A 24520-nucleotide genomic window follows, 5' to 3' on the forward strand; every position below is an offset into this window, starting at 1 on the left:
CGCAACGAGGCATGCTGGCCGCAGCATCCATGTCGGACACCACCGGAAGGGGACTCCCATGACGAACAGCACTCCCGACCCTGAGGCGACCGAGGACCTGTCGCCGGAAGCGCAGACCCCCACGCCGACCCCCGCGTCGCAGACTCCCGACCAGGGCGGCCCGCAGGACGCGAACCCCGAGCCCGACCAGGCCGTGGGCGAGGCGAGCACGCCTCCGCAGGCCGAGTCCCCCGAAGGGGCCGACGGCGCAGAGGTCCCCGAGGACGACGAACTCGAGGAGCCGAGCACCGAGAAGGCTCCGGGAGAGGAGCCCAAGGCTCCCGCGGGGTCGGACGACGATGACGCCGACCACGAAGCCGTCGGCATCGGCGTCGTGGAGACGGAGTCACCCGACTCCGACGACTGACCTCCGCCCGCGCTGAGGGGTCAAGACACGCCGCGTTCCACGCACGGCATGCGGCGTGTCGTGACCCCTCGCGCCGCGTGCGCCAGGACGCGCGGGGACGGATTCCGCTACTCGACGAGCTTGCCGGCCGTGTCGACGTCGCGCATGAGCTCGGCGATCTCCTCGGGCACGGCGGGGATCTCCTCGCGCGTCACGCCGGAGGTCGGAGACCAGACCAGGTTCACCTGCAGAGTCGGGTCGGTGTCGGGGAAGTCGCTGCGGTTGTGGCAGCCCCGGGTCTCGCGCCGCTCGAGCGCGGCCTCCATCGTCGCCCGGGCCGCGAGCGCCGAGGCCCGGAGGTCGAAGGCGTGCGCGAGGTCCTGGAACCCGGCGATGTCGGGGTGGATGCCGACGTCCTCCATGCGCCCCTCGATGAGATCGAGCTCGGCGAGGCCGGCGCGCAGCCCCTCCTCCGAGCGGACGACGCCCGCGTGCTCGGTCATCGTATTGCGGATCGCGCGCTGGAGCGCCCGCACGTTCTCGCGCCCGTCGGCCGCGAGCAGGTCGTCGATCTCGGCACGGGCCTGAGCCACGGCATCCGCCGACCGGCGCTGTGCGTCGAGCCCGGCGGCGTGCGCCATCGCGGCCTGACCGACGATGCGCCCGTAGACCAGCAGCTCGATGAGCGAGTTGCCGCCCAGACGGTTGGCGCCGTGGAGTCCGCTCGACGCCTCCCCGATCGCATAGAGCCCGTCGACATCGGTCTGGTGGTCTTCGGGCCTGACCCAGACGCCGCCCATCGAGTAGTGTGCGGTGGGCGCGATCTCGATCGGCTGCGCGGTGATGTCGAGCATCTGCAGCTCCATCATCGTCTGGTAGACGCGCGGCAGGCGGGTCATGATCGTCTCGCGCGGCAGGTGCGACACGTCGAGCCAGACGCCGCCGTTCTCGGTGCCGCGTCCTTCCTGGATCTCGGTGTAGGCGGCGAGCGCGACGCGGTCGCGAGTCGAGAGCTCCCTCCGCTCCGGGTCGTACCTCTCCATGAACCGCTCGCCCAGGGCGTTGCGCAGGATGCCGCCTTCTCCGCGTGCCGCCTCGGAGATGAGCGTGCCCGCGGCGTTCTCGGGTTCGAGGATGCCGGAGGGGTGGAACTGCACGAGTTCCGGGTCGCGCAGCCGCGCTCCGGCGTCGACCGCGAGGCGGAACGAGTCGCCGGTGTTCTCGTCGCGACGCGAGGAGGTGCGCCGCCAGATGCGGTTGTGTCCGCCCGCGGCGAGGATGACGGCATCCGCATGGATCAGGTATCTCGTGCCGTCGCCCTGGTCGAAGCCGTAGGCGCCGAAGATCACGTTGTCGCGCACGAGGAGCCGGGTGATGTAGATGTTGTCGAGGATGGGCACGTCGAGCTGCTCGGCCCGGGCGACGAGCGTGCGCTGGATCTCAAGGCCCGTGTAGTCCCCGGCGAACGCCGTGCGGCGGAAGGTGTGCGCGCCGAAGAAGCGCTGCGAGATGCGACCGTCGTCTTCGCGAGCGAAGTCCATGCCCCAGCGTTCGAGGTCGCGGATGCCGCGCTCCGCGCCCCGGGTGACGATCTCGACCGTGTGAGGGTGCGCGAGCAGGTAGCTCTCTTTGATCGTGTCGGCGGCGTGCTGCTGCCAGGAGTCCTGCGCGTCCATGGTGCCGAGGGCTGCGTTGATGCCACCCGCGGCGAGGGAGGTGTGCGCGTCCTGCCGGGGCCGTTTGCCGACGGCGAGGACGTCGATGCCGTGCTCGGCGATCTCGATCGCGGCGCGCAGGCCGGAGCCGCCGGTGCCGATGACGAGGACCGTGGTGGAGATCTGCCGTTCGCGAGCGCTCATGTGTCCGACGCTAATCCGGGCGTTTCAATAACTCCAATGCATACTTCCTCTCCGAACCATGTTGGTAAGCTATGGCCATGAACCTCGAGCAGCTCCGCGGGTTCGTCGAGGTCGCGCGCCTCGGCCACTTCACCCGCGCCTCCGAGCACCTCCACCTCGCGCAGCCGTCGCTGAGCCGTCAGATCTCGACCCTGGAGCGCGAACTGGGCGCCGAGCTGTTCCACCGGGCACGCGGGCACATCGCTCTAACCGCGGCCGGAGAGACGCTCCTCCCCCGGGCCCGGCGCATGCTGGCGGAGGCCGACGCGATCCGCGAGGAGATGGCCGAACTGGCCGGCCTGCGCCGCGGCCACGTGCGCCTCGGCGCTCCTCCGACTCTCTGCATCAGCCTCGTCGCCGAGGCGCTCAGCGCCTTCCATCTCGCTCACCCTGACGTCGAACTGCAGCTCGCCGAGGCCGGGTCCCGCTCGCTGGTCGAGCAGCTCGCCGTCGGGGCCGTCGACATCGCGCTCATCACCGAGTCCGCCGGTCCCCCGCCCGCGGGCGTCAGCCTCACCCGGATGCCGTTGCTCACCGAAGAGCTCGTCGTCGTGTCATCCGCCGCCCAGCCGCCGCTCTCGACGGCATCGGCGATCGATCTCGAGCACCTCGCCACCCTGCCCCTCATCGCGTTCGACGAGACGTACGAACTGCGCGCGACGACGGATGCCGCGTTCCGGTCGGCCGGCCTCGATCCGGTGCCGGTGCTCGCCGGGGCCGAGATGGACGCCGTGCTGCGCTTCGTCGAGCGTGGCCTCGGCGTCGCCGTCGTGCCGGCCATGGTGCTGCTCGACCAGCCCGGGCTGCGATCGATGCGCCTCTCGCATCCGATGATGACCCGCACCGTGAGCCTCGCCCACCGGTCGGACGTCACTCCCGCCGTCGCCGTATCGGCCATGCGCAGGGTGATCGTCTCGACCGCGGTCGAGGTCGCGCGACGCGATCCGGCGATCGCGAGCCTCGTCGAGGACTAGTCGCTCCGGCGCCGCGAGAACCACCGGCGGCGCCGGACCGGCGGCCGACCGGTCGACGCCAGCGCCATCCAGCGCGGAGGCTCGGCGCGGAGCACGTCGATGATCTCCTGCACGATCGACTCGGGGTCGCGGTCGTCCGCGGGAAAGCCGAGGTCGAGCCACGGGGAGTGAGGGTGCGAGCGGTCGATCGAGCAGAGGCTGACCGTCACCTCGTGCGGCGGCACCGGTGCCGCGTCGACCCAGCGCACCTGCAGGCCCCACCGAGCGAGAGCATCGTGATCCGCTCTCTCGAAGACGCCGCGGGCGACAGCATCCGTCGGCGTCTCCCACGACCGATCCGCGACCAACCGCGCCACCTCGCGGTCATAGTCGTCGGCGGGGAACGCGTAGCCGAAGTCGTCGTCGCCGATGCCCCACTGCTTCTCCCAGTCCCAGACGACGACGTCGCCCTCACGGGAGATCATCGCGTACACCGACAGGTCGTCGGGTTCGCCCCGTCCGCGAGTGACCCACGCGAGTCGAGGCGTCGCCGTCGCCGTCAGGGAGTTCGCCGGCCAGAGCGTGCGCTGAGGATCCATGCCCGCCGCGTGCTCGGAGATGATGTCGCGACCGTTCACGAACACTCGCACCTCGTGGCCGCCGTACCGCGCTGCGCACGGGGCGATCTCGAAACGGATGCTGTCGCGTGCGAGCAACCCGTGGATCATGCGGAATGACCGCTGAGCCTGGCGGGGTGGATACGGCAGACCCAACTCGGCGAACGCAGCCTTGAGGAGCTGTTCGTTCGTCTCGTGCTCGTCGGTCGGCTGACCGGCGAGAATCCGTAGGCTGGGCTGTCGATACCCTCCAGGAGAGCCGTGGTCGCCGCCTCGACCACCCGCTCACCCCAGTCGACGCCGGCGCGGTCGACGGCACGGCGGATGCTGTCGACGAACCGCTCTTCGGGAGTTGCATCCGACGCCCTCACCGTGGCTCCCCCGCCCTGCTCACCGGAATCCTCAAGATCTGGTTCTCCTCACGGATTCGGGGGGGGCGGGCAAGGCGAGTTCACGATGATCGCCCTCTCGGTCAGGGCGCGAGTCGATGCGCACACAAGAGAAGACGAGTCGCAGACGCGAATATGACGCTCCCGCAGATCCGCTTCGCCTACTCCCAGCCGACATCGAAGAGGGGGATCTTCGACCCCGGCACCGCACCCATCTGCGAGATGCCGACGAATGGTGGTCGACTGTCAGCGTCGGCCAGCATGCGGAAAGGCCCGTGCGCCCATGCCGCCATGAGGTTGGTGTCGTACCAGGCGACGGCTTGCCGCGGTGACACCTTCTGGGCCCAGGCGTGCACGAGGAGCCAGGCGACGAATCCGAAGGGGATGAGCACCCACAAAGCGATGCTGTGGAGCACGAAGACGAGCAACATGACAAGAGCCGGCACCGCGCGCCCGACAGGCCGGCCCGCAGTAGCAAGGGGCTCACCCTGCGCATCATCTCGAATCGGCATCACGACACCCTCCCCGGAGCTGGTCGCCGCCGACCTGCGGCGCGGGAGGCCGTCGCCTGCTCGATCAGCAGAGCCAGCGGATGAACCACCAGGCTGCCGATGACCAGCGCCCCCAACCAGATCGCACCACGGAGACAGTCGAAGGAGAGCGGTGCCAGCACGGCGTATCCGAAGGGGAGGAGAACGCCATTGGCGATCGCGGCTCCGCCGACTGTGCGAATCCAGGTGAGGCGAGGCGTGACGTTGAACACGGCGAGAATTTGCGGCTGATCCCACACGGTCGCGATGGACGGTTCCCACAGGGCGACCGAGACCGTAAGCATCAACAGAGTCGCACCGAAGTAAGCGAGCGCAGTCACGACGGTGAGGAAGACCGAGCGGCGCAGTGCCCTCAGTGCGTTGCCGTCCGCCCGATCGCTGTCGACGGCATTGCCACCCATACCGTCATTCCGGTGCGCCCTGTGTCATCTCGCTACCAGTCGGAGCCCATGCCCCGATGCGGCAATGTCTTCGAGCATCTTGCCCGTGACGACCAGCCCTGCACGGCCGGCACGAGGGATCAGTTCGATCTCGATCATGTCGCCGGTCGACGAGGCGGCAGCGTCCCGCACCGCTGTGACCAGCATGTCTTGCCGCTCACCGGCATCGTTCGACGCGAACACCTGATTGTGGATGCTCGAGCGAACAACGATCTCGTCGCGCAACGCGCGGTCACACCCGTTTCGCGGTTCGGACTCGATCCAGATGTCGCGGATGAGCGGAACGAGCTCGGCGAACGCTGCCGAATCTGCGGCGACTCCGGCGGTTTCACCGGCCGACTCCAGCCACATGCGAATGAGACCCCGTTTCCGACGAATGGTGGCGCAAGAATTGTGGATGCCGTCGCTCCCGCGGTGTATATCAACCCACCCCAACGTCTTTCATCCAGTGGACTCGAACCCGGGCGCCGCCAAAGTCGGCCTAGTCGACGGGGTCGGTGAACTGACCTACAGCATTCGCGGTCGCGGTGGCTTTGCGCACAGCCGATCAAGCCCGACGAACCTGGTCATTGAACACCGCAAGGGCTTGCGGGGCCCATTCCGTGAGCTCCTGATAGTGGGCAGTGTCGTGGACGAACTCCGAATATCCCCAGAGTGCGACGGTACCCTCATCAATGGTCCGACTCTCGCTAACGATGGGTTCACGCTTGATATCAAATTCCCAATCGTCAGGTAAAGAGGACCAGCTCTGTGCAAACATTCCAGACGGAGCCATGAGTGGTGTGCGTTGATCATCTTCGACAAGGAAATAGAGAACGGATCTGGACAGCATCATCGCTACCACGGGGTATTCTCGGCCTACCGTGAGGTCATAGGTCGACTCAAATCGCGCCGCAGGGTTCTGTTGGCTTGGTGGAAGCGACGTCGGCCTGTTCTCCACGCATTGCAGCTTCATTCGTTACTCACAAACTTGAAATCGTCGACCGCGCCCGTAGCGGTGTTTCGAACGTAGTGAATGTTTACGCCGTTCACGATCTGTTGCATCTTCACCCACCCTTCCGATCCAGGCCAGCGAGGGTCGTTGAGCTTGATGTTCGCCAAGTGACGCCCCCCGGGTGCTGACATGACTTCGCGCATAGCAAGGTCTTCTCGAAGATTAGTGGGCACGGTGCGGCCCGTGCTTCCGCGTCCGAGCGGAACCGGCGGTACGGTGGGCCGCGGCGGTGAAGCGACAACAAGGGGAACACTTTTCGTCCCTATGGCGAATGCAATTGCCCTTGAGGCAAAGACACCGAGCACCCCGCCTGCGGCGCCGGTGGCGGTTGCCATCAGAGCGCCGAGAGGCGTACGATTTTCGGGGTCATTTGCGAGTGTGTACGTCGTAAGATTTCCCGCGGCCGAACCAATGACAGTCGCGCCAACGATCAGCGCTGTGCATCCACCCGCCGTGGCAACGATGCATCCACCCGCCAGGATCGCAAGGGTCACCACACCTACCCCGACCAGTATTCCTGCGCTGACCGAGCCGGCGTTACGCCACTCCGCGTCGCTCCAGCCGAACAGGTTTCCGTTGTCCGCTGCCGGGCCACCGAGCTCACACGTTTGATACGAGTAGACGCACGGCGGATGGTTGGTCGCTGTGTAATCGGCCGATTTATCAGTCGGGTTCGAGGCTTTGGCCTTCACGGACTTGGTCGTCGAATCGCGTGTCCCGACCGCCTGTGACACTGCTTGCAGTGCCCCGGCTTTCGCGTTCAGCGACGACACATACCGGTTCTGTTGCGCCTTCGCGATCGCGGCATCCCGTGCGGGGTCGTAGTTGCTCTTCTTCCCGGCTTTCTTCTTCGCGAATCCGAGGTGGTCGCTGAACGAGGCCGGGTCGTTCTCCACATACGCAAACCGGTTCAGGGACTGCGGTCGCACCAGCAGGCCGCGCCACTGGTCCGGCTGCATCCAGGACCCGGTCGCGGTGTCGTAGTCGCGAGCGTAATAGTGGTCGAGGCCGAGGGTGGGGTCTCCGGGTTGGCCGTCGTTGCCGACCAGGGAACCCCACCCGGTTGACTCGAACCCTGCACCGCCGAAGTCGGCATAGTCGACGAGGTCGGTGATCTGGCCTGCAGCATCCGCCGTCGCGGTGGCGTTGCGCATATCGCCGAGCACCCATGAGTCTTCATGCGCGCCGGCCTGCGTCGCGACCGTCGGCCGAAGCGGGCACGGGCGCCGGCATCGCAAGCACGATCGCCGTCGACCGGGAAGACGTCTCGGCAGACGCCGAGATCGCCGGTGCCATCGTCAACGACACCAGCGTCAGTACCCCGACGACCCCGCGCATGGCAGCACGAAGCACAGACCTTGTGGTCACAGTCATCCCCCCGGATGCTCTCGGGCGCGCGCACGCGCGCCGTTCGGCACTCAGAGTGGTGGGGTCCCGTACCGCCGCGCAACCTATATATCGCGACACGCCGCGCCGCCGACGAACATTTTTTTTCGCGACAGAAAACGCTCGCGAACTCGTCTTGGCGGTAGCGGAGGCCTTTCTCGCACACCCGCGAGCACCCGTGCCTCCGCACGAAAGACGAGCCCTCATGACCGCCGACGCAGACCGCGACCAGGCCTGGAACACCGCCCTGACGATGCTCGCGATCGCGGTGATCGTGTGGGTGTCGTCGCCCTTCACGATCGCCGTCGCGGGGGCCGGGCTCCTCGTCCCGGTCTGGGGTGTGCTGCAGTTCGCCCTGCCGATCGCGGCGGTGCTGCTGTGCATCGTGCGGATCGGCTCCGTGACCTCCCGGGAGACGCGGGCCGCCCTGGTCGTGTCGCTGCTGGGCATCGTCGCGACGATCGCGAACGGGGTGTTCGTGATGCACCACGCGTTCACCTGCACCGCAGGAGGATGCTGACGGTGCCCGTCACCCGGGCCGGGAAAGACGAAACCCCCGCCGCTTCCGCGACGGGGGTTTCAGATCTGGTGCGCCCCGAGGGACTCGAACCCCCAACCTTCTGATCCGTAGTCAGATGCTCTATCCATTGAGCTAGGGGCGCTCCTGCCCGCTCAGCGGGCCGACGTCAAGCCTACAACAGAGTCGGCGCGAAAGCGAAACGAGGCCGTCAGGCGGTCTCGGCGCGCTCCTTCTGCTTCTTCGCGCGCTTCGCGCGGGCACGCTGCGCCGACGACAGCGCCTGCAGGTCGACGAGCCGGAGAGCCTGCATCCGGGCCTCGCGCATGCGGTCGTAGTCCGGGTCCTGATCGGGCCGCATGCCCTCCACACGAAGGCGGCGGTCGAGGTTGTGGCGCACGTCGGACCACGCGGCCTCGCGCGCCTCCTCCACGATCCCCCGCAGCTGCTCGGGATCGTCCATCATCTCCCGCAGCTTCGCGGCGACGCCGCTGGACTGCTTGGCGCGGCGGCGCAGGTTGCGCACGTCGCGGTCGCGGTAGTCGTGCGTGCCGCGGGGATCGGAATGGCGTCCGCGGGCACGCTTGCGGAGCGCGGTCACCGTCTCGGCGGCGGCCTCGGACTCCTCGGCCATCGCCCGCAGGGCCTCGCGGGTGTCGGCGATGTACTTGTCGATGTCGAACACACCGCCTTCGGCGATCGTGCCGACGAGGATGTGGTTCTTCACGGCGAGGCGCGCCGCGGCGGTCGCGATCGCGACGCCCTCGGCGATGGCATCCGCTGTCCGTCCCACCCGAACCTCCTCCCTTCGAGGGTACCGGTATCGCTCGCGGTCAGCCTCGGCCAGAATGGGGGGGAAATCAGGTTCTTCCCCACCCTGCGACGACGCACAGGGCGTGCACCCGAAGCCGCCCGGAGGAGCATGCATGAGACCTCTCGCCCTTGCCGGGAGCACCACGGTCATCACGGGCGCCGCCAGCGGCATGGGCGCCGCCGTCGCACGGCTCCTCGCCGCGCAGGGCGCCCACCTGGCCCTCGTCGACCACAACGCCGAGGCGCTGCGCACGGTCGCCGCCGAGCTCGCCGCGACGACGGTCACCACGCACGTCGTCGACCTGCGCCACGACGCCGCCGTCTTCGCCTCGGCCGCCGAGATCACGGCCGCGCACCCGCGGATCACGGCGCTGATCACCTGCGCCGGATCGTCGATGCTCGGCAACCTCGACCAGCTCACGATGGAGGAGATGCGCTGGCTCACCGACGTGAACCTCTGGGGAACCGTGTCGATCACGAAGGCGCTGCTCCCGGCGCTGCGCGCCGCGCCGGCCGCCCACATCACCCACCTGGCGAGCGTGTACGCGCTGGCCGCCCCGGCCGGACGCATCCCCTACTCGGTGAGCAAGTACGCCGTACGCGGGTTCTCCGAGGCGCTGCGCCACGAGCTGGAGGGCTCGTCGGTGTCGGTCGGGGCGGTGTACCCGGCGGGGGTGCGGACGGGCATCATCCTGCACGGCCGCTACGCCGAGGCCATCGATCCGGCCGTAGCCACCCGCGCCGCGGCCGCGCAGGCCGCGATGTACCACACGGAGCCCGAGGATGCCGCGGCCCGCATCGTCCGCGCCACCGTCCGGCGCCGAGCCCGCACGATGATCGGCCGCGAGGCGCGACTGATCGATCTGCTCACCCGCGTCGCGCCGGTGCGGTACTGGCGGGTCCTGCGCGGGCCGCTGCGCGAGGCGATCGACACCACGACCCCGGCCCGCTGACGCCTCAGCGTACGGCGCCCACCCAGATGCCCGACGCCCACGCCTGCTGTTCGGCCGAGCATCCGACGTCTCCGGGGAACCCCCGCACGACCGCCATGCAGTTGGCCAGGAACTCCGGGTCGCCGCCGAACATGGACTGGTAGGCCGCCGACGAGGTCAGGGCGCCCCACACCCGGAACTGGTGGATGTGGGCGAGCTCATGCGCCATGGCCCAGTGCAGGCGACCGTCGCTCCAGCCTGCGATGTCGGCACGGTACTTGATGTAGCCGTCGCTGTTGGCACAGGCCGGGGCGTTGCCTCCGGCGCACGACGACGACTCGTACAGTCCCACTCCCGCGCCGCCCACACGGTCGAGTGCGGCGCGCACCCGCGCGAAGCCCTCGGTCCCGCCGCCGGGGCCGGGCGTCGACGCCGGCGACACCTGCGCCGCACGCCACCCGGTGACCTGCTGCTCGACCTGCGTCGTGAGAGCCTGCACCGTGGCGGTCGCCGCTGTGACAACAGCCGGATCCCGGCGCTCGGCGAGCACGGTGTCCTGCGCCGACACGGCGGACGCGAGATGCGACGACGTGTCGACCTTGCCGTCAGCCTGATCGAGCGCCGCGGCGAGCGCTTCGATCTCGACGAGGAACCCGGGCCGCACCTCGAGCACCGCCGCGCGCTCCGACACCTCCTTCTCGGCGCGCGCGACGGCGTCCTGCAAGTGCAGCGATCGTCCCACCGCCGCATCCGCGCGGGCCGTGGCGGCGAGGAGCTCGGATGCCGTCTCCGCGCGCTCCGTCGACAGGGCCGTCGCGTGATCGACGAGGGCCCCGGCCACGAGGATCGCCGACGCGAGCGTGACCGCGAGCAGGCGCCGACGCCTCACGGCAGGAAACCCGTGGTGTCGGTGAGCTGCCGGTCCTGCTCGGCGATCTGCGATCGCAGGGTCGTGAGCTGCTCGGCCAGGCGGAGGTTGTCGTCTGCGGCCTCGTCCCGGCGCTCCTCGACACGCTCGATCTCCGCGCGGAGCACGGCGAGATCGTGGTGTCGCTGCTGGTCGACGAGCACAACGACCGTCGCTCCCCCGACCAGCAACAGACTTCCCACGATGACGGCAACGCCTCGCATACCGCTCCCCAGTGAACGCGAACACACCCGATCCGCTCAGACTAGCGCCGCGGGAGGGCGGATGGGAGGCGCTTCAGGCGGGAACCGGAGCGGGAGCCGCGGTGCGGAACCGGCGCAGGCGCAGGCTGTTGAGCACCACGAACACGCTCGAGAACGCCATCGCGGCCCCCGCGAGCATAGGGTTCAGCAGCCCGAGCGCCGCGAGCGGGATGGCGGCGACGTTGTACGCCAGCGCCCAGAACAGGTTGCCGCGGATGGTCCCGAGCGTGCGCCGCGACAACCGGATCGCGTCGACCGCGCCCCAGAGATCGCCGCGGACCAGCGTCAGATCGGAGGCCTCGATGGCGGCATCCGTGCCCGTCCCCATGGCGATGCCCAGGTCGGACTGCGCGAGCGCGGCGGCGTCGTTCACGCCGTCTCCCACCATGGCGACCACCCGCCCCTGCTCCTGCAGGGCCCGGACCTCGGCCACCTTCTGCTCGGGGAGCACGCCGGCGCGGACGGTGGTGATGCCGACCTGCTCGGCGACGCGCCGTGCGGCACGCTCGTTGTCGCCGGTCAGCAGCACCGGCTCGAGCCCCAGCCCGCGCACCGCCGCGATGGCCGCCCTGCTCGTCGGCTTGACCTGGTCGGCCACGACGAGCACGCCTCGCACGGCGCCGTCCCACGCCACCGCCACGGCGGTGCGGGCGTCGTCCTCGGCCGCCTCGAAGGCGCGGGCGAGGTCGTCGGGCAGGTGCAGCGCCCAGTCCGTCAGCAGCGAGGGCCGCCCCGCGACGACGGCGTGCGACTCGACGACGCCCGACACCCCGCGGCCCTGGAGGTTCCGGAAGTCGGCGACCTCCGGCACGTCATCGAACCGCTCGACCGCGGCACGCACGATGGCCTGCGCGATCGGATGCTCGGAGGCGTCCTCCACGCCGGCGGCCACACGCAGCAGTCGGTCGGGGTCCTCCCCCTCGGCGGTCACGACGTCGACGAGGGTCATGCGGCCCGTGGTCACGGTGCCGGTCTTGTCGAGCACGATCGTGTCGACCCGGCGAGTGGACTCCAGCACTTCCGGCCCCTTGATGAGCACGCCGAGCTGCGCACCGCGACCGGTGCCCACGAGCAGGGCCATCGGCGTCGCGAGCCCGAGCGCACACGGGCAGGCGATGATCAGCACCGCCACCGCCGCCGTGAACGCCCCCGCCGCCCCGCCGCCGATCAACAGCCAGACCACGAGGGTGACGAACGCGATGCCGAAGACGATGGGCACGAAGACCGACGAGAGCCGGTCGGCGAGGCGCTGGGCGTCGGCCTTGCCCGACTGCGCCTGCTCGACGAGCTGCGCCATGCGCGCGAGCTGGGTGTCGGCGCCGATGCGCGTCGCGACCACGACGAGGCGTCCCCCGACGTTGACGGTCGCTCCGGTGACGGCGTCGCCCGGGCCGACCTCGACCGGGGCGGACTCGCCGGTCAGCATGGCCGCGTCGATGACCGAGGAGCCCTCGCGCACGACGCCGTCGGTGGCGATCTTCTCGCCGGGACGCACGACGAAGACGTCTCCGGCGGCGAGCCGGTCCAACGGCATCCGCTGCTCGACGCCGTCGCGCAGGATCGCGACGTCCTTCGCGCCCAGTTCGCCGAGGGCGCGCAGCGCCGCTCCGGCTCGCCGCTTCGACCGGTGCTCGAGGAACCGGCCGAGGAGGAGGAACATCGTCACCCCCGCCGCGACCTCGAGATAGACGCTGCCGAGGCCGTCGCCCCGCTCGATCGTGAGGCGGAACGGGTGCGTCATCCCCCACATGCCCGCGGTGCCGAAGAACAGCGCGTACAGCGACCACAGGTACGCGGCCGAGACGCCGACCGAGATCAGCGTGTCCATCGTGACCGCGCGGTGCGCGGCGTTCAGCCAGGCCGCTCGGTGGAAGGGCCAGGCCGCCCAGGTGACCACCGGGGTGGCGAGCACCAGCGACGTCCACTGCCACCCGGGGAACTGGAGCGGTGTGGCCATCGACACCACGATCACCGGGATCGCCAGCGCCGTCGCCACCGCGAGGCGCCGTCGCAGGCTGCGGTAGTCGGGGTCGTCGTCGCGCCCCTCGTCGACGCGCGGGCGCGCGGCGGAGTATCCGGTGCGGACGACCTCGGCGATGAGGTCGTCGACCGCGACGTCTCCCGCGACCTCGACGTGCGCCTTCTCGGTCGCGTAGTTCACGGCGGCGGTCACCCCGTCGAGGCGATTGAGCCGCTTCTCGATGCGGGCGGCGCACGAGGCGCACGTCATCCCGCCGATCTCGAGGTCGTAGGTCTCCACTGCGTCGCTCACGATGCGCTCCGGGTCAGGCGCGGACGGCGCTGTAGCCCGCCTCGTCGACGGCCGCGAGCACGGCGGCGTCGTCGAGCGGGGCGTCGGTGGCCACGACGAGGCGGCCGGTGGACGCGCTGACCTCGATGCCGGTGACCCCGGCGATCTGGGAGACCTCTTCGCGGACCGCTGCCTCGCAGTGGGTGCAGGTCATCCCGGTGACGGCGTAGGTGGTACTGGTCATGTCTGCTCTCCTCTTCGTCGCTTCACATACCCCCAGGGGGTATCACAGAAGACAACCATACGCCCGTCCGAGGTATTCCGCAGCGATGGCGGATCGGTCAGCGGGCGGCGCGCAGATGACGTTCCGCGGCGTGGCGTCCGCTCGCGAGGTGCTGCGGGATCAGCGTCCGCAGGGCATCCGTGTCGCGCGCCGCCATGGCGTCGTAGATCACGCGGTGCTCCTCCGCCATGCCGGGCAGGTCGTCGTGCTGACCGAAGAGCCATCGCAGGCGCGTGAGGAAGATGCTGATCAGCTCGCCGAGCATCTCGTTGTCGGCGAGTTCGACCGCGATCACGTGGAACTCGGCGGCCGCGCCGCGCGCGATCTCGACGTCACCGCGCGCCGCGGCATCCGCCTCGCGCTCGTAGGCGTCGCGCAGCCGTCGCAGCCCCAGCTCGTCGTGACGCTCGGCGGCGAAGACGAAGATGAGCGTCTCGATCGACTCGCGCACCTCGGCGAAGTCCTGGATGTCCTGCTGGGTGAACTCGCGGACGACCGCCCAGGTGCGCGGGCGGGACACCACGACGCCCTCGGCGACGAGCGACTTGATGGCCTCCCGCACCGGCAGCCGGGAGACGTTCAGCTCGGCGGCGATGTCTCGCTCGACCAGACGTGAACCGGGAGGACGTCGACCCAGCACGATGTCGTCGCGCAGAATACGCGTCACCCTGACCGACTCCAACTCGCCGGTCGCCCCCGCCCCCGTCATTCCGGAATTCTTACATTCGCTAGCCGAATCGCCAAGTTTGGTATCCCAGGGGCGTCGCAGGGCAGCAGAAAGGGGACGGATGCCGCACCCGTCCCCTTCCTGCGAACGAAGCTCAGGGGCGCCGGTCGGCGAGCGCCAGGTTCGCCTCCAGCTCCTCGGCGTTCTGCCGGACGACGTACGCCGGGCGGTCGCGCTCCACGCGCCAGGACTCGCTCAGCGGCCCCACGTTCACGGTGTCGAAGCCGAACTGGTCGTAGAGCCCCGTCACGAACGCGACCGCGCCCGGGTCGTCGCCCGCCGTGGCCAGCGCGCGGCGGTTCGGCGTGCGCGCGGGCAGGCCGTCCGTCGTGATGTCCTTGGCGCCATGTGGTTGAAGGCCTTCACCACGCGCGAGGTCGGCAGGTGCTGCTGCACCATCTCCGACGTGGTGGTCTCGCCCCGGTCCAGCGCCTCGATGCGGCCGTCTCGCTCGAAGTAGTAGTTGTTCGTGTCGAGCACCACCTTGCCGGCCAGCGGCTCGACCGGGACGTCCGCGAGCGCCTTGAGCGGAACGGTCACCACGACGGCGTCTCCGGCGGCACCCGCCTCCGCGGCGGTCGCCGCCCGCGCCCGGGGCCCGAGCTCGTCGATCAGATCCGCGAGCGTCTCCGGCCCGCGCGAGTTCGCGATCACGACGTCGTAGCCGGCCGTCACGGCCGCGCGAGCGACCTGCGAGCCGATGTTCCCTGCACCGATGATTCCGAGAGTAGTCATGTGGGAGGCAACGCGGGAGATCGACGGCTATTCCCTCGCGCTGCGTGCACGTCACCGTTCGTAGAGGAAGAGCTCCTCGACGCGCCGATACCCCAGCTGCTCGTACATCGCCGCCGCGCCCGTGTTGAAACCGAAGACGTGGAGGCCGATCGAGTCCGCACCGCGTGCCCGCGCCTCCTGCTCGGCCGCGTGCATCAGCTCCCGTCCGAAGCCGCGCCGGCGGTGGTCCGGGCTCACCTCCACGTCGAGGACGAAGGCGTGGGGGCGACCCTCGCGCTCCCGCATCCCGATCCACAGGATGCCCACCTCCTCCCCGTCCGCCGTGGCCGTGAACAGCGCCTGGCCCGGAGTGGCGAGCCCCTGCGGCAGCTCGCGTGCGAACTGCCGCGCCGACTCCTCCCGCGCATCCTCGTGCCCGTACCGACCGGACTGGACGAGGTCGTGCGCGAACGCCGCCTGCGTCGACGCGCCGAACCGTTCGAACCGCTCCGGTGTCATGGGCTGCACCCGCACGTGCTCCGCGACCGGGCGTTCGGGGAGCGGATCGAGCAGCATCTGCACGGACGCCACCTCGAACCCGCGCCCGGCGACGAATCGGTGCCCCTCGGCATCCTGCGAGAACACGGCCATGGTCATGCTCGAGACGCCCACCTCGTCGGCGATCTCGAGCAGGGCACGGAAGAGCTCGTCATTCTGCGCCTCGGACGGCACCCGCGTCAGGGTCAGGTCGACGATGAAGAGACGCGTCGGGCTGATCCCGAGCCACACCGTCCCCAGCTCCCCCTCGGCATCGTCGACGATGCGGAGCAGCCGGGCGTTCTCGGTGTCGATCCCGTCGGGGAGCAGCTCGTCGAAGTACTGGTCGGCGTGCTCCACGGCATCGTGCCCGGGACGAAGCCCGGAATCCTGATGGAGGGCGATCAGGCGCTCACGCGTGCGATGACGCCACAGCTCGTAGTCCATCGGCGCCAGAGGCGTCAGTTGCACGACCATCCGATCCTCCCGTCCTCCGCGCCGCGACCGCGCGGATCACACCGACTTGTGCAGCGCGTCCTCCGCCGCGACCCAGGCGAGCATCGCGCACTTGACCCGGGCGACATAGCGCGAGACCCCGCCCAGAGCGGCAGCATCTCCGAGCAGCTCCTCATCGGGTGCGATCTTGCCCCGCGACCGCATCGCCTCGCGGAACGACGCGATGCGGGTCTCGAGGTCGTCGACCGTCAGCCCTTCGGCCAGCTCGGCCAGCAGCGAGGCGGACGCCTGCGAGATCGCGCACCCGTGCCCCTCCCAGGCGATCGCCTCGACCGTGCCGTCCGCCGCACGGTGCACCTGCAGGGTCACCTCGTCGCCGCACGTCGGATTGACCTGGTGCGACTGCGCGGCGATCGGCTCGCGCAGCCCGAAGCCGTGCGGCGTGCGCGAGTGGTCGAGGATGAGCTCCCGATAGAGGTTCTGCAGGTCGCCGGACGTCATGCGCGTGCTCCGAAGAAGTCGATGGCCGCCGCGACGCCGTCGAGCACGGCATCCACCTCGGCCTCGATCGTGTAGAGATAGGTGCTCGCCCGGGTCGACGAGGTGACACCGAGCCTCCGATGCAGCGGCTGGGCGCAATGGTGCCCGACCCGCACCGCGATGCCGCGGTCGTCGAGGAACTGGCCGACGTCGTGCGAATGGATGCCGGCGACGTCGAAGCTCGCCAGGCCGACACGGGGCAGCGCGATCCCGCCTCCGAGCACTCGGACGCCGTCGATGGCGCGCAGCCCGTCGAGCAGGCGCGAGCCGAGCGCTGCCTCGTGCGCCGCGATCCGCGGCATCCCGATCTCGGTGAGATAGTCGACGGCGGCCGCCAGCGCGACCGCCTGCGACACGCGCTGCGTGCCGGCTTCGAACCGCTGGGGCGGAGGCATGTACTCGGCGGTCGTCGTCGTGACGGTGGTGATCATGGATCCGCCGGTGAGGAACGGCGGCATGATCTCGAGCAGGTCGCGGCGACCGTACAGCGCCCCGATGCCCGAAGGTCCGAGCATCTTGTGACCCGAGAGCACGGCGAAGTCGACGTCGAGCGCGCGCACGTCGAGCGGCAGATGCGGGGCGGACTGGCAGGCGTCGAGCAGCACCAGCGCACCGACCTCGCGGGCACGGGCGACGATCTGCTCGACGGGATTCACCACCCCGAGGACGTTCGAGACGTGGGTGACCGCGACGATGCGCGTGCGGTCGCCGATGAGCCGCAGGGCCTCGTCGAGCCGCAGGGCGCCCTCGTCGTCGAGCGGGACGACGCGCAGGGTCGCACCGGTGCGCGCCGCGAGCTCCTGCCACGGGATGAGATTGGCGTGGTGCTCCATCTCGGTCGTCACGATCTCGTCGCCCTCGCCCAGACGCAGGCGCGCGGCAGCCGCCCCGCCGCGCCCGAGCGAGGCGTTGGAGAGCGAGTACGCGACGAGGTTGATCGCCTCGGTCGCGTTCGACGTCCAGACGATCTCGTCCTCATCGGCACCCACGAATCGAGCGAGCGAGCGGCGTGCGTCCTCGAACACCTCGGTGGCCTCGGCCGCCAGCGTGTGGGCGCCGCGGTGCACGGCCGCGTTGAGGGTCGTGGCGAAGGCGCGCTCGGCGTCGAGGACGGCCCGCGGGCGCTGCGATGTGGCACCCGAATCGAGGTACGCGAGCGGATGTCCGTTCACCGCCGTCGCCAGGATCGGGAAGTCATCGCGGATGCGCCGCACCTCGGCCTCGCTCAGCGGGACGACGGAGTCGATGACGGTCGAATCGCTCATCCTTCTAGCTTCTCATCCGCAGGCATCCCGCGGGGCGGGCCTCAGCCGACGACCACCGCCGAATCGGGGGGAAGCACCGCCCGCCCGGAGTCGACCCGCACCTCCACCGTGGCCACGAGGAGCTCGGCGGTCTCACCCACCTCGAACTCGGCCTCCTCCGACGAGAGGTTCACGAGCACCGACGTCGCGCCGCGGTCGATGCGGTACACCCGCGCGTCCGGAGCACCCTCGGCGCGCTGAGCGCTGACGGCGACGGTCACACGTGTGCGGGACATCGCGGGGTCGGTGAGGTCGGCGCGCTCCCGGCGCAGGGCGATCAGCCGGCGGTACAGCTCCTGAAGGCGCGCATGCGCCGGATCGTCGAGCTCCGCCCACCGCAGGTGGGAGCGCTCGAACGTCTCGGGATCCTGCGGGTCGGGAACGACGTCCGGGTCCCACCCCATCCGCTCGAACTCGGCGATGCGACCCTCCGCCGTCGCCCGTCCCAACTCCGGCTCGGGGTGGGAGGTGAAGAACTGCCACGGCGTGGAGGCGCCCCACTCCTCGCCCATGAACAGCATCGGAGTGCCCGGGGCGGTGAGGGTGAGCACCGCAGCCACGGCCAGGCGTTCCGGCGAGAGCGTCGCGCTGAGGCGGTCTCCCACGGCACGGTTTCCGATCTGGTCGTGGTCCTGCGCGAAGGTCACGAGCCGCCACGCGGGCACGTCCTCCGGGATGGGACGGCCGTGCGGACGGTCGCGGAACGACGAGAACGTCCCGTCGTGGAAGAACCCTCCCTGGGAGACCTTGGTCAGGGCGTCGGCCGCCGCGAAGTCCTCGTAGTACCCGGTCGTCTCGCCCGTCAGCGCGACGTGGACGGCGTGATGCCAGTCGTCCGACCACTGCGCGGTCAGCCCGTAGCCGCCCGCTTCCCGAGGGAGGATCAGTGTCGGGTCGTTCATGTCGGACTCGGCGATCAGGGTGAGCGGCCGATTCTGCTGCGCGGAGAGGGCGTCGACTCGCTGGGACATCTCCCGCAGGATGTGATTCGGCTGCTGGTCGCGCAGGGCGTGCACCGCGTCGAGCCGCAGACCGTCGACGTGGTAGTCGCGGAGCCACATCAGCGCGTTCTCGAGGATGTACTCGCGGACCGCCGTCTCGTCGAGATTGACCGAGTCGCCCCAGGTGTTGCGGTCGCCCTGGCGCAGGTACGGACCGAACTCGGGGAGGTAGTTACCGCTCGGGCCGAGGTGGTTGTAGACCACGTCCTGGATCACCGCGAGCCCGCGCGCATGCGCGGCATCCACCAGGCGCTGATAGGCGCGCGGCCCGCCGTACCCCTCGTGCACGGCGTACCAGAGCACCCCGTCGTAGCCCCAGTTCCAGCGTCCGTTGAAGTCGTTCACGGGGAGCAGCTCGATGTGCGTGACGCCGAGGTCGACCAGGTGGTCGAGCTTCGCGATGAGAGCGTCGAGCGTGCCGTCGGGCGTGAAGGTGCCCACATGCAGCTCGTAGATCACTCCGCCGGCCAGCTGGCGGCCGGTCCACGAGTCGTCGTTCCAGCTGTACGCGGTCGGGTCGAACGCGGCGGACGGCCCGTGCACGCCCTCCGGCTGACGACGCGAGCGGGGGTCGGGGCGGAGGTCCTCGCCGTCGCCCACGAGGAACCCGTAGCGGTCGCCGTCGGAGAGCTCCAGGTCGGTGCTCCACCAGCCCTCGGCATCCGCGGTGGATCGCCGGAGCTCGCGCTCGTCGAGCGTCGTGCCCCCGGCATCCAGTCGCCGTACCCTCATGCGGTCGGCGTTCGGCGCCCACACCTCGATCATCGTGCCTCCCTCAGAAGCGCCACCGGATAGGTGTCCAGAAGTTCGGCGAGCCGCACCGGCCCCGGCTCGATCCGCCGACCGGTCAGCACGTCGGTCGCCGGCACGTCGGGGCGCATGAGCACGGTGTCACCCCAGCCTCCGCGGCGCTCGAGCGCGACGGGCAGTCGGGTGGCGACCGCCGTCACCCCACCGCGGTCCACGGCGACGACGTGCTCGGCGGCGGGACCCTCGGCGACCCCCGGCCGGTAGACCGTGAACAGCTCCGGGTTGTCGCGCCGAAGCCGCAGGGCCCGCGAGGTCACGAGCAGCTTCGCGCGCGCGGAGTCGTCGACCGGCGGCAACACGCCCCGGGCTACCTCGTCGTCGAGCTCGCTCAGCATCCGTGCCCGTGCGGCGAAGTCCACGAGCCGGCGATTGTCGGGATCCACAAGCGACAGATCCCACAGCTCCGTGCCCTGGTAGACGTCGGGGACGCCGGGGCCCGTGAGCTGCAGCAGCTTGGCCGACAGCGAGTTGGAACGACCGTGGAGCACGATCTCGTCGACGAACGCGGAGATCACCGGCGCGGCTGGGCCCTCCAGGGCGTCCGCGATCGCGGCGAGCCCCTTCTCGAACTCGGCGTCGGGGCGCTGCCACCCCGTCGACTCGGCCGCCTCGCGCGCCGCCTTCTCGGCGTACGCGAGGAATCGGTTGCGCGGGATGGGCCAGGCGCCGACCGCCGCCTGCCACAGCATCGCGTCGAGCGGACCGTGCCCGGTCGAGGCGATGGCGCGGAGCTCGCCCAGCACCTGCGACCAGCGCTCCGGCACCTCGGAGAGCACGGAGAGCCGTGCCCGTACGTCTTCCGAGCGCTTCGTGTCGTGCGTCGATAGGGTTGTCATCGAGTGCGGCCAGGCGGCGAGCCGTGCGCTCTGCGCCTCGTGGAACTCGTCGACCGTGACCGCGGCCTGGGACGGATCCGCTCCGACCTCGGTCAGGGTGCCCAGGCGGGTGTACCGGTAGAACGCGGTGTCTTCGACGCCCTTGGCCATGACGGCGCCGCTGGTCTGCTGGAAGCGCTGCGCCACCTCGAGCGTCGGATCGGAGAGCAGGGGCTCCAGCTCGCCGAAGGCCTCGGCGAGGTCGGGCCGCCGACGCCGAGCCTCGGCGAGGGCGTGATCGAGGTGCGCCCGCCCGGCGGGAAGGTACGACCGGTAGACCGGGAACGCCGCCAGCAGCTCGGCCAGGGCCTCTTCGGCGCCGACGATGCCCGAGGGCAGCGCGCGGACCAGTCGCCGGACCTCGGACTGCAGGATGTGCCCGGCGACCAGGAGCTTGGTGGTGTGGATGAGATCGTGCCACGAGAGCGCTTCGGGCAACTGGGTCGCGGCGCGCAGGCGCGCATCGAGCTCCGTGAGCTCGTCCGCCCCCGCGGCATCCACGAAGAGCCGGTCGATCTCGGCCAGCGCATCGTATCCGGTGGTTCCGTCGGTGCGCCACCACGACGGCAGCGGTTCGCCCGGCTCGAGGATCTTCTCGACGAGCGTGTACGCCGCACCGGTGGCGTCTGAGAGCTGCTCGAGATACCCGCCCGGGTCGGTCAGCCCATCGGGGTGGTCCACGCGCACGCCGTCGGCGAGTCCTTCGGTGATCCAGCGGATGATCTCGCGGTGCGACTCCGCGAAGACGTCCGGCAGTTCGACGCGGATGCCGGCCAGCTCGGAGACCGCGAAGAAGCGACGGTAGTTGAGTTCGGTGTTCTGATCTTCCCAGAAGCGCAGCTCGTAGTTCTGCGCGGCCAGGAGCGCGGGAAGGTCGTCGGCGAGCGCGCCCGTGCCGGGAGCCAGCGGGAGCACGTGCTCGAAGTACGAGAGCGTGCCGTCGGGGGCGTCGTCCGCGGGCGTCGTGTCGATCACGATGTCGCCCTGCGCGATCACCTCGTCCGGCTGCGCTCCGAGGACCGGGACCATGACCCGACCGCCCCCACGCCGCCAGTCGATGTCGAACGCCACGGCGTGCCGCGAACTGCGGCCCAGCCGGAGGACGTCCCACCACCACGGGTTCGCCCGTGGTGCCGAGATGCCGACGTGGTTGGGCACGATGTCGACGAGGATGCCGAGGCCCTCCGCGCGCGCGGCTGCGGCGAAGCGCGACAGTCCTTCGGCTCCCCCGCGGCTTTCGTCGATGCGGGAATGGTCGACCACGTCGTAACCGTGGTCGGAGCCGGGCGTGGCCCCGAGCAGCGGAGACAGGTAGGCCCAGCTGGCGCCGAGCTCCGACAGGTACCGCGTCACATCGGCGGCGTCGTCGAGGGTGAAACGGGGGCTAATCTGCAGCCGATACGTCGACAACGGCCGCCGGGTCATGGCGTGGCCTCCGCCTTCGGTGCCGGAGCGGGGGTCTCGGCGTGCTCGGTCTGAATGCGGAGCGACGCCTCCACGGAGTCGTCGGTCGGCGCCTCCTCCTCGTCCAGCTCTCGCAGCACCAGCAGCGACTTCGCCTCGAGGGCGAACGCGGCTCCCGGATTCCACGGCTTCTCGCCGGCCTTCTCGCCGGCGGTGTCGACGACGACCTCCCAGCCCTGACCGTGCCGCTCGTCGGGGAGCACCCCGTCGACGCGACCGTCGCCGCTGTTGAAGTACACGAGGAAGTTCTGGTCGACGATGGGCCGCCCGCGCAGATCCTTTTCGCGGATGCCCCGGCCGTTCAGGAACATCCCGACCGAGAGACCGAAGCCCGAGTCCCAGTCCTCCGGCTCCATCTTGCGGCCGTCCGGTCGCAGCCACTCGACATCCGGCACCCGCTCGCCGTCGGCGGCGCGCACCGGGCGTCCATTGAAGAACCGGCTGCGACGGAAGACCGGATGCTCGCGCCGCAGTCGCGCGACGGCCGCCGTGAACTCCACGAGGGGCAGGTCGGCCGCGTCCCAGTCGACCCAGGTGATCTCGTTGTCCTGCGCGTAGCCGTTGTTGTTGCCGCCCTGCGTGCGGCCGAGCTCATCGCCGTGCGCGATCATGGGCACGCCCTGCGACAGCAGCAGCGTCGCGAGGAAGTTGCGCTGCTGACGCGCGCGGCGCCGGTTGATGTCGGGATCGTCGGTGGGACCCTCCACTCCCATGTTGTCGGAGCGGTTGTGCGATTCGCCGTCGTTGTTGTCCTCGCCGTTCGCCTCGTTGTGCTTCTCGTTATACGAGACGAGGTCGCGCAGGGTGAAGCCGTCGTGCGCCGTGACGAAGTTGATCGACGCTACCGGGCGACGGCCGTCGTGCTCGTAGAGGTCGGCGGAACCGGTCAGCCGCGAGGCGAACTCGCCGAGCGCCTGGGGCTCGCCGCGCCAGAAGTCGCGGACCGTGTCACGGTACTTGCCGTTCCACTCGGTCCACTGCGGCGGGAAGTTGCCCACCTGGTAGCCGCCGGGTCCGACGTCCCACGGCTCGGCGATCAGCTTCACCTGCGACACGATCGGATCCTGCTGCACGAGCTCGAAGAAGGTCGCCAGGCGGTCGACGTCGTAGAACTCGCGGGCGAGCGTCGACGCCAGGTCGAAGCGGAACCCGTCGACGTGCATCTCGGTGACCCAGTACCGCAGCGAGTCCATGATCAGTTGGAGAGCGTGCGGGCTGCCCGCGTTGAGGCTGTTGCCGGTGCCGGTGTAGTCGGTGTAGTAGCGGCGGTCCTCTTCGAGGCGGTAGTACGCCTCGTTGTCGATGCCCCGCATCGACAGCATCGGCCCCATGTGGTTGCCCTCGGCCGTGTGGTTGTAGACCACGTCGAGGATGACCTCGATACCGGCGTTGTGCAGGGCGCGGACCATCGCCTTGAACTCCTGCACCTGCTGCCCGGGCGCGCCGGTGGATGCATAGCGATCGTGCGGGGCGAAGAACGCCAGGGTGTTGTAGCCCCAGTAGTTCGCCAGGCCCTTGTCCTGCAGCACTGAGTCGTTGACGAACTGGTGCACCGGCATGAGCTCGATGGCCGTCACGCCGAGGCGCACCAGATGATCGATGATCGCGGGGTGCGCGATACCCGCGTAGGTGCCTCGCAGCGCCTCGGGAACCTCGGGGTGGCGGATGGTGAGGCCCTTCACGTGAGCCTCATAGATCACGGTCTGCGCGTACGGCGTCTTGGGCGGACGATCGCCGGCCCACTCGAAGAAGGGGTTCACGACGACGCCCTTGGTCATCGCGGCGGCGGAGTCGTCGTCGTTGCGGGAGTCGGGGTCGCCGAAGTCGTACCCGAACACCGACTGCCCCCACTCGATATCCCCGGAGACGGCCTTGGCGTACGGGTCGAGCAGGAGCTTGTGGGGGTTGAACCGCTTGCCCTCGGTCGGCTCGTACGGTCCGTGCACGCGGTAGCCGTAGAGCTGGCCCGGCTGCACCGAAGGCAGGTATCCGTGCCAGACGAAGGCGTCGACCTCGGTGAGGCGCACGCGCTCCTCGTTCCCCTCCTCGTCGAAGAGGCACAGCTCGACGCGTTCTGCGCCCTCGCTGAACAGCGCGAAGTTGGTCCCCTGACCGTCGAAGGTCGCTCCCAGCGGGTAGGCCGATCCCGGCCAGATCTCGAGGCTCATGCCGAGAGCTTAGGGTGCCCGACCGACACCGCGTGCTCGACGACAACCTCGACCGCCTGGTGGAAATCGTGCACCTGCGCAATCTCCTCGGCCTGGGCATAGGGGTGGCCCGAGTAGCAGACGAACACCGGCGGAACCGACTCGACGTACCCGACCGTGCCCTCGTGGAGCACGGCGTAACGGTCGAGATCGACGCGCTCGTAGGCGGGCGCCGCTGCTGTCGCCTCGGCGGGCACCTCGATGCTCTCGTCGGTGGCGGGGCCTTCGTCTGCGGGTGTGACGTCGTGAACGATGGGGGCATTCGCAGACATGATGGGCTCCTGATTCGGTTGAGGATCCCACGGT

Annotated in this window: 23 protein-coding genes, 1 tRNA gene and 1 pseudogene; 4 read left to right on the forward strand and 21 right to left on the reverse strand. The window is 69.8% G+C overall.

Annotated elements, in window-relative coordinates; genetic code table 11:
• The first annotated feature begins 58 nt into the window (after positions 1-58).
• On the forward strand, positions 59-406 hold the full coding sequence (locus AB3M82_RS05185; protein ID WP_412956024.1) for a hypothetical protein: 348 nt from the start codon (positions 59-61) through the stop codon (positions 404-406).
• Positions 407-513: 107 nt separating this feature from the next.
• On the opposite strand, the gene AB3M82_RS05190 is transcribed toward AB3M82_RS05185, so the two are convergent.
• Positions 514-2244, reverse strand: coding sequence for an L-aspartate oxidase (locus tag AB3M82_RS05190; RefSeq protein WP_412956026.1), 1731 nt, complete (start codon positions 2242-2244; stop codon positions 514-516).
• Positions 2245-2321: 77 nt separating this feature from the next.
• Here AB3M82_RS05190 and AB3M82_RS05195 point away from each other — a divergent pair, with 77 nt between their 5' ends.
• Positions 2322-3257 (forward strand): LysR family transcriptional regulator, encoded by a 936-nt coding sequence (locus AB3M82_RS05195; protein WP_412956027.1) that lies wholly within the window; start codon positions 2322-2324, stop codon positions 3255-3257.
• On the opposite strand, the gene AB3M82_RS05200 is transcribed toward AB3M82_RS05195, so the two are convergent.
• From AB3M82_RS05200 to AB3M82_RS05220, 5 genes are all read right to left on the reverse strand, one after another.
• Positions 3254-3952 carry a hypothetical protein gene (locus AB3M82_RS05200; protein WP_412956029.1) on the reverse strand — a complete coding sequence of 233 codons (699 nt, stop codon included), beginning with the start codon at positions 3950-3952 and terminating at the stop codon, positions 3254-3256. The genes AB3M82_RS05195 and AB3M82_RS05200 overlap by 4 nt on opposite strands.
• A gap of 451 nt (positions 3953-4403) precedes the next feature.
• Complete coding sequence (locus tag AB3M82_RS05205) at positions 4404-4673, reverse strand: hypothetical protein (RefSeq protein ID WP_412956031.1); 270 nt, start codon at positions 4671-4673, stop codon at positions 4404-4406.
• An 80-nt stretch (positions 4674-4753) separates the two neighbouring features.
• Positions 4754-5194 (reverse strand): hypothetical protein, encoded by a 441-nt coding sequence (locus tag AB3M82_RS05210; RefSeq protein WP_412956033.1) that lies wholly within the window; start codon positions 5192-5194, stop codon positions 4754-4756.
• Positions 5195-5218: 24 nt separating this feature from the next.
• A complete protein-coding gene (locus AB3M82_RS05215) occupies positions 5219-5584 on the reverse strand; it encodes a hypothetical protein (RefSeq protein WP_412956034.1) in 366 nt (121 codons plus the stop codon).
• Between the two features lie 600 nt (positions 5585-6184).
• Entirely contained in the window at positions 6185-7381 is a 1197-nt protein-coding gene (locus AB3M82_RS05220) for an RHS repeat-associated core domain-containing protein (RefSeq protein ID WP_412956036.1), read from the reverse strand.
• Between the two features lie 437 nt (positions 7382-7818).
• Here AB3M82_RS05220 and AB3M82_RS05225 point away from each other — a divergent pair, with 437 nt between their 5' ends.
• Positions 7819-8133, forward strand: coding sequence for a hypothetical protein (locus AB3M82_RS05225; protein ID WP_412956038.1), 315 nt, complete (start codon positions 7819-7821; stop codon positions 8131-8133).
• Between the two features lie 66 nt (positions 8134-8199).
• On the opposite strand, the gene AB3M82_RS05230 is transcribed toward AB3M82_RS05225, so the two are convergent.
• A tRNA-Arg gene (locus tag AB3M82_RS05230) sits at positions 8200-8275 on the reverse strand.
• Between the two features lie 66 nt (positions 8276-8341).
• Positions 8342-8923, reverse strand: a complete 582-nt coding sequence (locus AB3M82_RS05235; protein ID WP_412956039.1) for an asparagine synthase — start codon at positions 8921-8923, stop codon at positions 8342-8344.
• Between the two features lie 133 nt (positions 8924-9056).
• Between AB3M82_RS05235 and AB3M82_RS05240 the strand changes: the two genes are divergently transcribed.
• Complete coding sequence (locus AB3M82_RS05240; RefSeq protein ID WP_412956040.1) at positions 9057-9896, forward strand: SDR family NAD(P)-dependent oxidoreductase; 840 nt, start codon at positions 9057-9059, stop codon at positions 9894-9896.
• 4 nt (positions 9897-9900) lie between these two features.
• On the opposite strand, the gene AB3M82_RS05245 is transcribed toward AB3M82_RS05240, so the two are convergent.
• The 13 genes and pseudogenes from AB3M82_RS05245 to AB3M82_RS05305 form a co-directional block, all read right to left on the reverse strand.
• The gene (locus AB3M82_RS05245) at positions 9901-10764 is read right to left on the reverse strand and encodes a hypothetical protein (RefSeq protein ID WP_412956041.1); all 864 of its coding nucleotides are present in this window, start codon (positions 10762-10764) and stop codon (positions 9901-9903) included.
• The gene (locus AB3M82_RS05250; protein WP_412956042.1) at positions 10761-10985 is read right to left on the reverse strand and encodes a hypothetical protein; all 225 of its coding nucleotides are present in this window, start codon (positions 10983-10985) and stop codon (positions 10761-10763) included. Before AB3M82_RS05250 ends, AB3M82_RS05245 begins: the two co-directional genes overlap by 4 nt.
• A gap of 94 nt (positions 10986-11079) precedes the next feature.
• Positions 11080-13275 carry a heavy metal translocating P-type ATPase gene (locus AB3M82_RS05255; protein WP_412958011.1) on the reverse strand — a complete coding sequence of 732 codons (2196 nt, stop codon included), beginning with the start codon at positions 13273-13275 and terminating at the stop codon, positions 11080-11082.
• 55 nt (positions 13276-13330) lie between these two features.
• The gene (locus AB3M82_RS05260) at positions 13331-13540 is read right to left on the reverse strand and encodes a heavy-metal-associated domain-containing protein (protein WP_412956044.1); all 210 of its coding nucleotides are present in this window, start codon (positions 13538-13540) and stop codon (positions 13331-13333) included.
• A 97-nt stretch (positions 13541-13637) separates the two neighbouring features.
• Positions 13638-14246, reverse strand: a complete 609-nt coding sequence (locus tag AB3M82_RS05265; protein ID WP_412956045.1) for a GntR family transcriptional regulator — start codon at positions 14244-14246, stop codon at positions 13638-13640.
• A gap of 154 nt (positions 14247-14400) precedes the next feature.
• Positions 14401-15041: pseudogene (locus AB3M82_RS05270) on the reverse strand (NADPH-dependent F420 reductase).
• A 51-nt stretch (positions 15042-15092) separates the two neighbouring features.
• Positions 15093-16028, reverse strand: a complete 936-nt coding sequence (locus tag AB3M82_RS05275) for a GNAT family N-acetyltransferase (RefSeq protein WP_412956047.1) — start codon at positions 16026-16028, stop codon at positions 15093-15095.
• A gap of 42 nt (positions 16029-16070) precedes the next feature.
• Positions 16071-16514, reverse strand: a complete 444-nt coding sequence (gene sufU / locus AB3M82_RS05280) for a Fe-S cluster assembly sulfur transfer protein SufU (RefSeq protein WP_412956049.1) — start codon at positions 16512-16514, stop codon at positions 16071-16073.
• The gene (locus AB3M82_RS05285) at positions 16511-17818 is read right to left on the reverse strand and encodes a SufS family cysteine desulfurase (RefSeq protein ID WP_412956050.1); all 1308 of its coding nucleotides are present in this window, start codon (positions 17816-17818) and stop codon (positions 16511-16513) included. The genes sufU and AB3M82_RS05285 overlap by 4 nt, the downstream gene beginning before the upstream one ends.
• 41 nt (positions 17819-17859) lie before the next feature.
• On the reverse strand, positions 17860-19623 hold the full coding sequence (treZ, locus tag AB3M82_RS05290; protein ID WP_412956051.1) for a malto-oligosyltrehalose trehalohydrolase: 1764 nt from the start codon (positions 19621-19623) through the stop codon (positions 17860-17862).
• Positions 19620-21968, reverse strand: coding sequence for a malto-oligosyltrehalose synthase (gene treY / locus AB3M82_RS05295; RefSeq protein ID WP_412956053.1), 2349 nt, complete (start codon positions 21966-21968; stop codon positions 19620-19622). The genes treZ and treY overlap by 4 nt, the downstream gene beginning before the upstream one ends.
• On the reverse strand, positions 21965-24175 hold the full coding sequence (gene glgX, locus AB3M82_RS05300; protein ID WP_412956055.1) for a glycogen debranching protein GlgX: 2211 nt from the start codon (positions 24173-24175) through the stop codon (positions 21965-21967). Before glgX ends, treY begins: the two co-directional genes overlap by 4 nt.
• Positions 24172-24486 carry a hypothetical protein gene (locus AB3M82_RS05305; RefSeq protein ID WP_412956057.1) on the reverse strand — a complete coding sequence of 105 codons (315 nt, stop codon included), beginning with the start codon at positions 24484-24486 and terminating at the stop codon, positions 24172-24174. Before AB3M82_RS05305 ends, glgX begins: the two co-directional genes overlap by 4 nt.
• Positions 24487-24520 lie beyond the last annotated feature (34 nt).

Origin of the sequence: Microbacterium californiense (genome assembly GCF_047246625.1) — a bacterium.
In the GTDB taxonomy this organism is placed as follows: Bacteria; Actinomycetota; Actinomycetes; order Actinomycetales; family Microbacteriaceae; genus Microbacterium.

What these genes read in the sequence shown, in the direction of transcription:
- AB3M82_RS05255 (WP_412958011.1), bottom strand. Translation starts at nt 13,275, where the DNA reads ATGACGTGCGCCTCGTGCGCCGCCCGCATCGAGAAGCGGCTCAATCGC.
- AB3M82_RS05185 (WP_412956024.1), top strand. Translation starts at nt 59, where the DNA reads ATGACGAACAGCACTCCCGACCCTGAGGCGACCGAGGACCTGTCGCCG.
- AB3M82_RS05285 (WP_412956050.1), bottom strand. Translation starts at nt 17,818, where the DNA reads ATGAGCGATTCGACCGTCATCGACTCCGTCGTCCCGCTGAGCGAGGCC.
- AB3M82_RS05210 (WP_412956033.1), bottom strand. Translation starts at nt 5,194, where the DNA reads ATGGGTGGCAATGCCGTCGACAGCGATCGGGCGGACGGCAACGCACTG.
- AB3M82_RS05215 (WP_412956034.1), bottom strand. Translation starts at nt 5,584, where the DNA reads ATGTGGCTGGAGTCGGCCGGTGAAACCGCCGGAGTCGCCGCAGATTCG.
- AB3M82_RS05225 (WP_412956038.1), top strand. Translation starts at nt 7,819, where the DNA reads ATGACCGCCGACGCAGACCGCGACCAGGCCTGGAACACCGCCCTGACG.
- treY (WP_412956053.1), bottom strand. Translation starts at nt 21,968, where the DNA reads ATGACCCGGCGGCCGTTGTCGACGTATCGGCTGCAGATTAGCCCCCGT.
- treZ (WP_412956051.1), bottom strand. Translation starts at nt 19,623, where the DNA reads ATGATCGAGGTGTGGGCGCCGAACGCCGACCGCATGAGGGTACGGCGA.
- AB3M82_RS05195 (WP_412956027.1), top strand. Translation starts at nt 2,322, where the DNA reads ATGAACCTCGAGCAGCTCCGCGGGTTCGTCGAGGTCGCGCGCCTCGGC.
- AB3M82_RS05260 (WP_412956044.1), bottom strand. Translation starts at nt 13,540, where the DNA reads ATGACCAGTACCACCTACGCCGTCACCGGGATGACCTGCACCCACTGC.
- glgX (WP_412956055.1), bottom strand. Translation starts at nt 24,175, where the DNA reads ATGAGCCTCGAGATCTGGCCGGGATCGGCCTACCCGCTGGGAGCGACC.
- AB3M82_RS05305 (WP_412956057.1), bottom strand. Translation starts at nt 24,486, where the DNA reads ATGTCTGCGAATGCCCCCATCGTTCACGACGTCACACCCGCAGACGAA.
- AB3M82_RS05190 (WP_412956026.1), bottom strand. Translation starts at nt 2,244, where the DNA reads ATGAGCGCTCGCGAACGGCAGATCTCCACCACGGTCCTCGTCATCGGC.
- AB3M82_RS05205 (WP_412956031.1), bottom strand. Translation starts at nt 4,673, where the DNA reads ATGTTGCTCGTCTTCGTGCTCCACAGCATCGCTTTGTGGGTGCTCATC.
- sufU (WP_412956049.1), bottom strand. Translation starts at nt 16,514, where the DNA reads ATGACGTCCGGCGACCTGCAGAACCTCTATCGGGAGCTCATCCTCGAC.
- AB3M82_RS05240 (WP_412956040.1), top strand. Translation starts at nt 9,057, where the DNA reads ATGAGACCTCTCGCCCTTGCCGGGAGCACCACGGTCATCACGGGCGCC.
- AB3M82_RS05220 (WP_412956036.1), bottom strand. Translation starts at nt 7,381, where the DNA reads ATGCGCAACGCCACCGCGACGGCGGATGCTGCAGGCCAGATCACCGAC.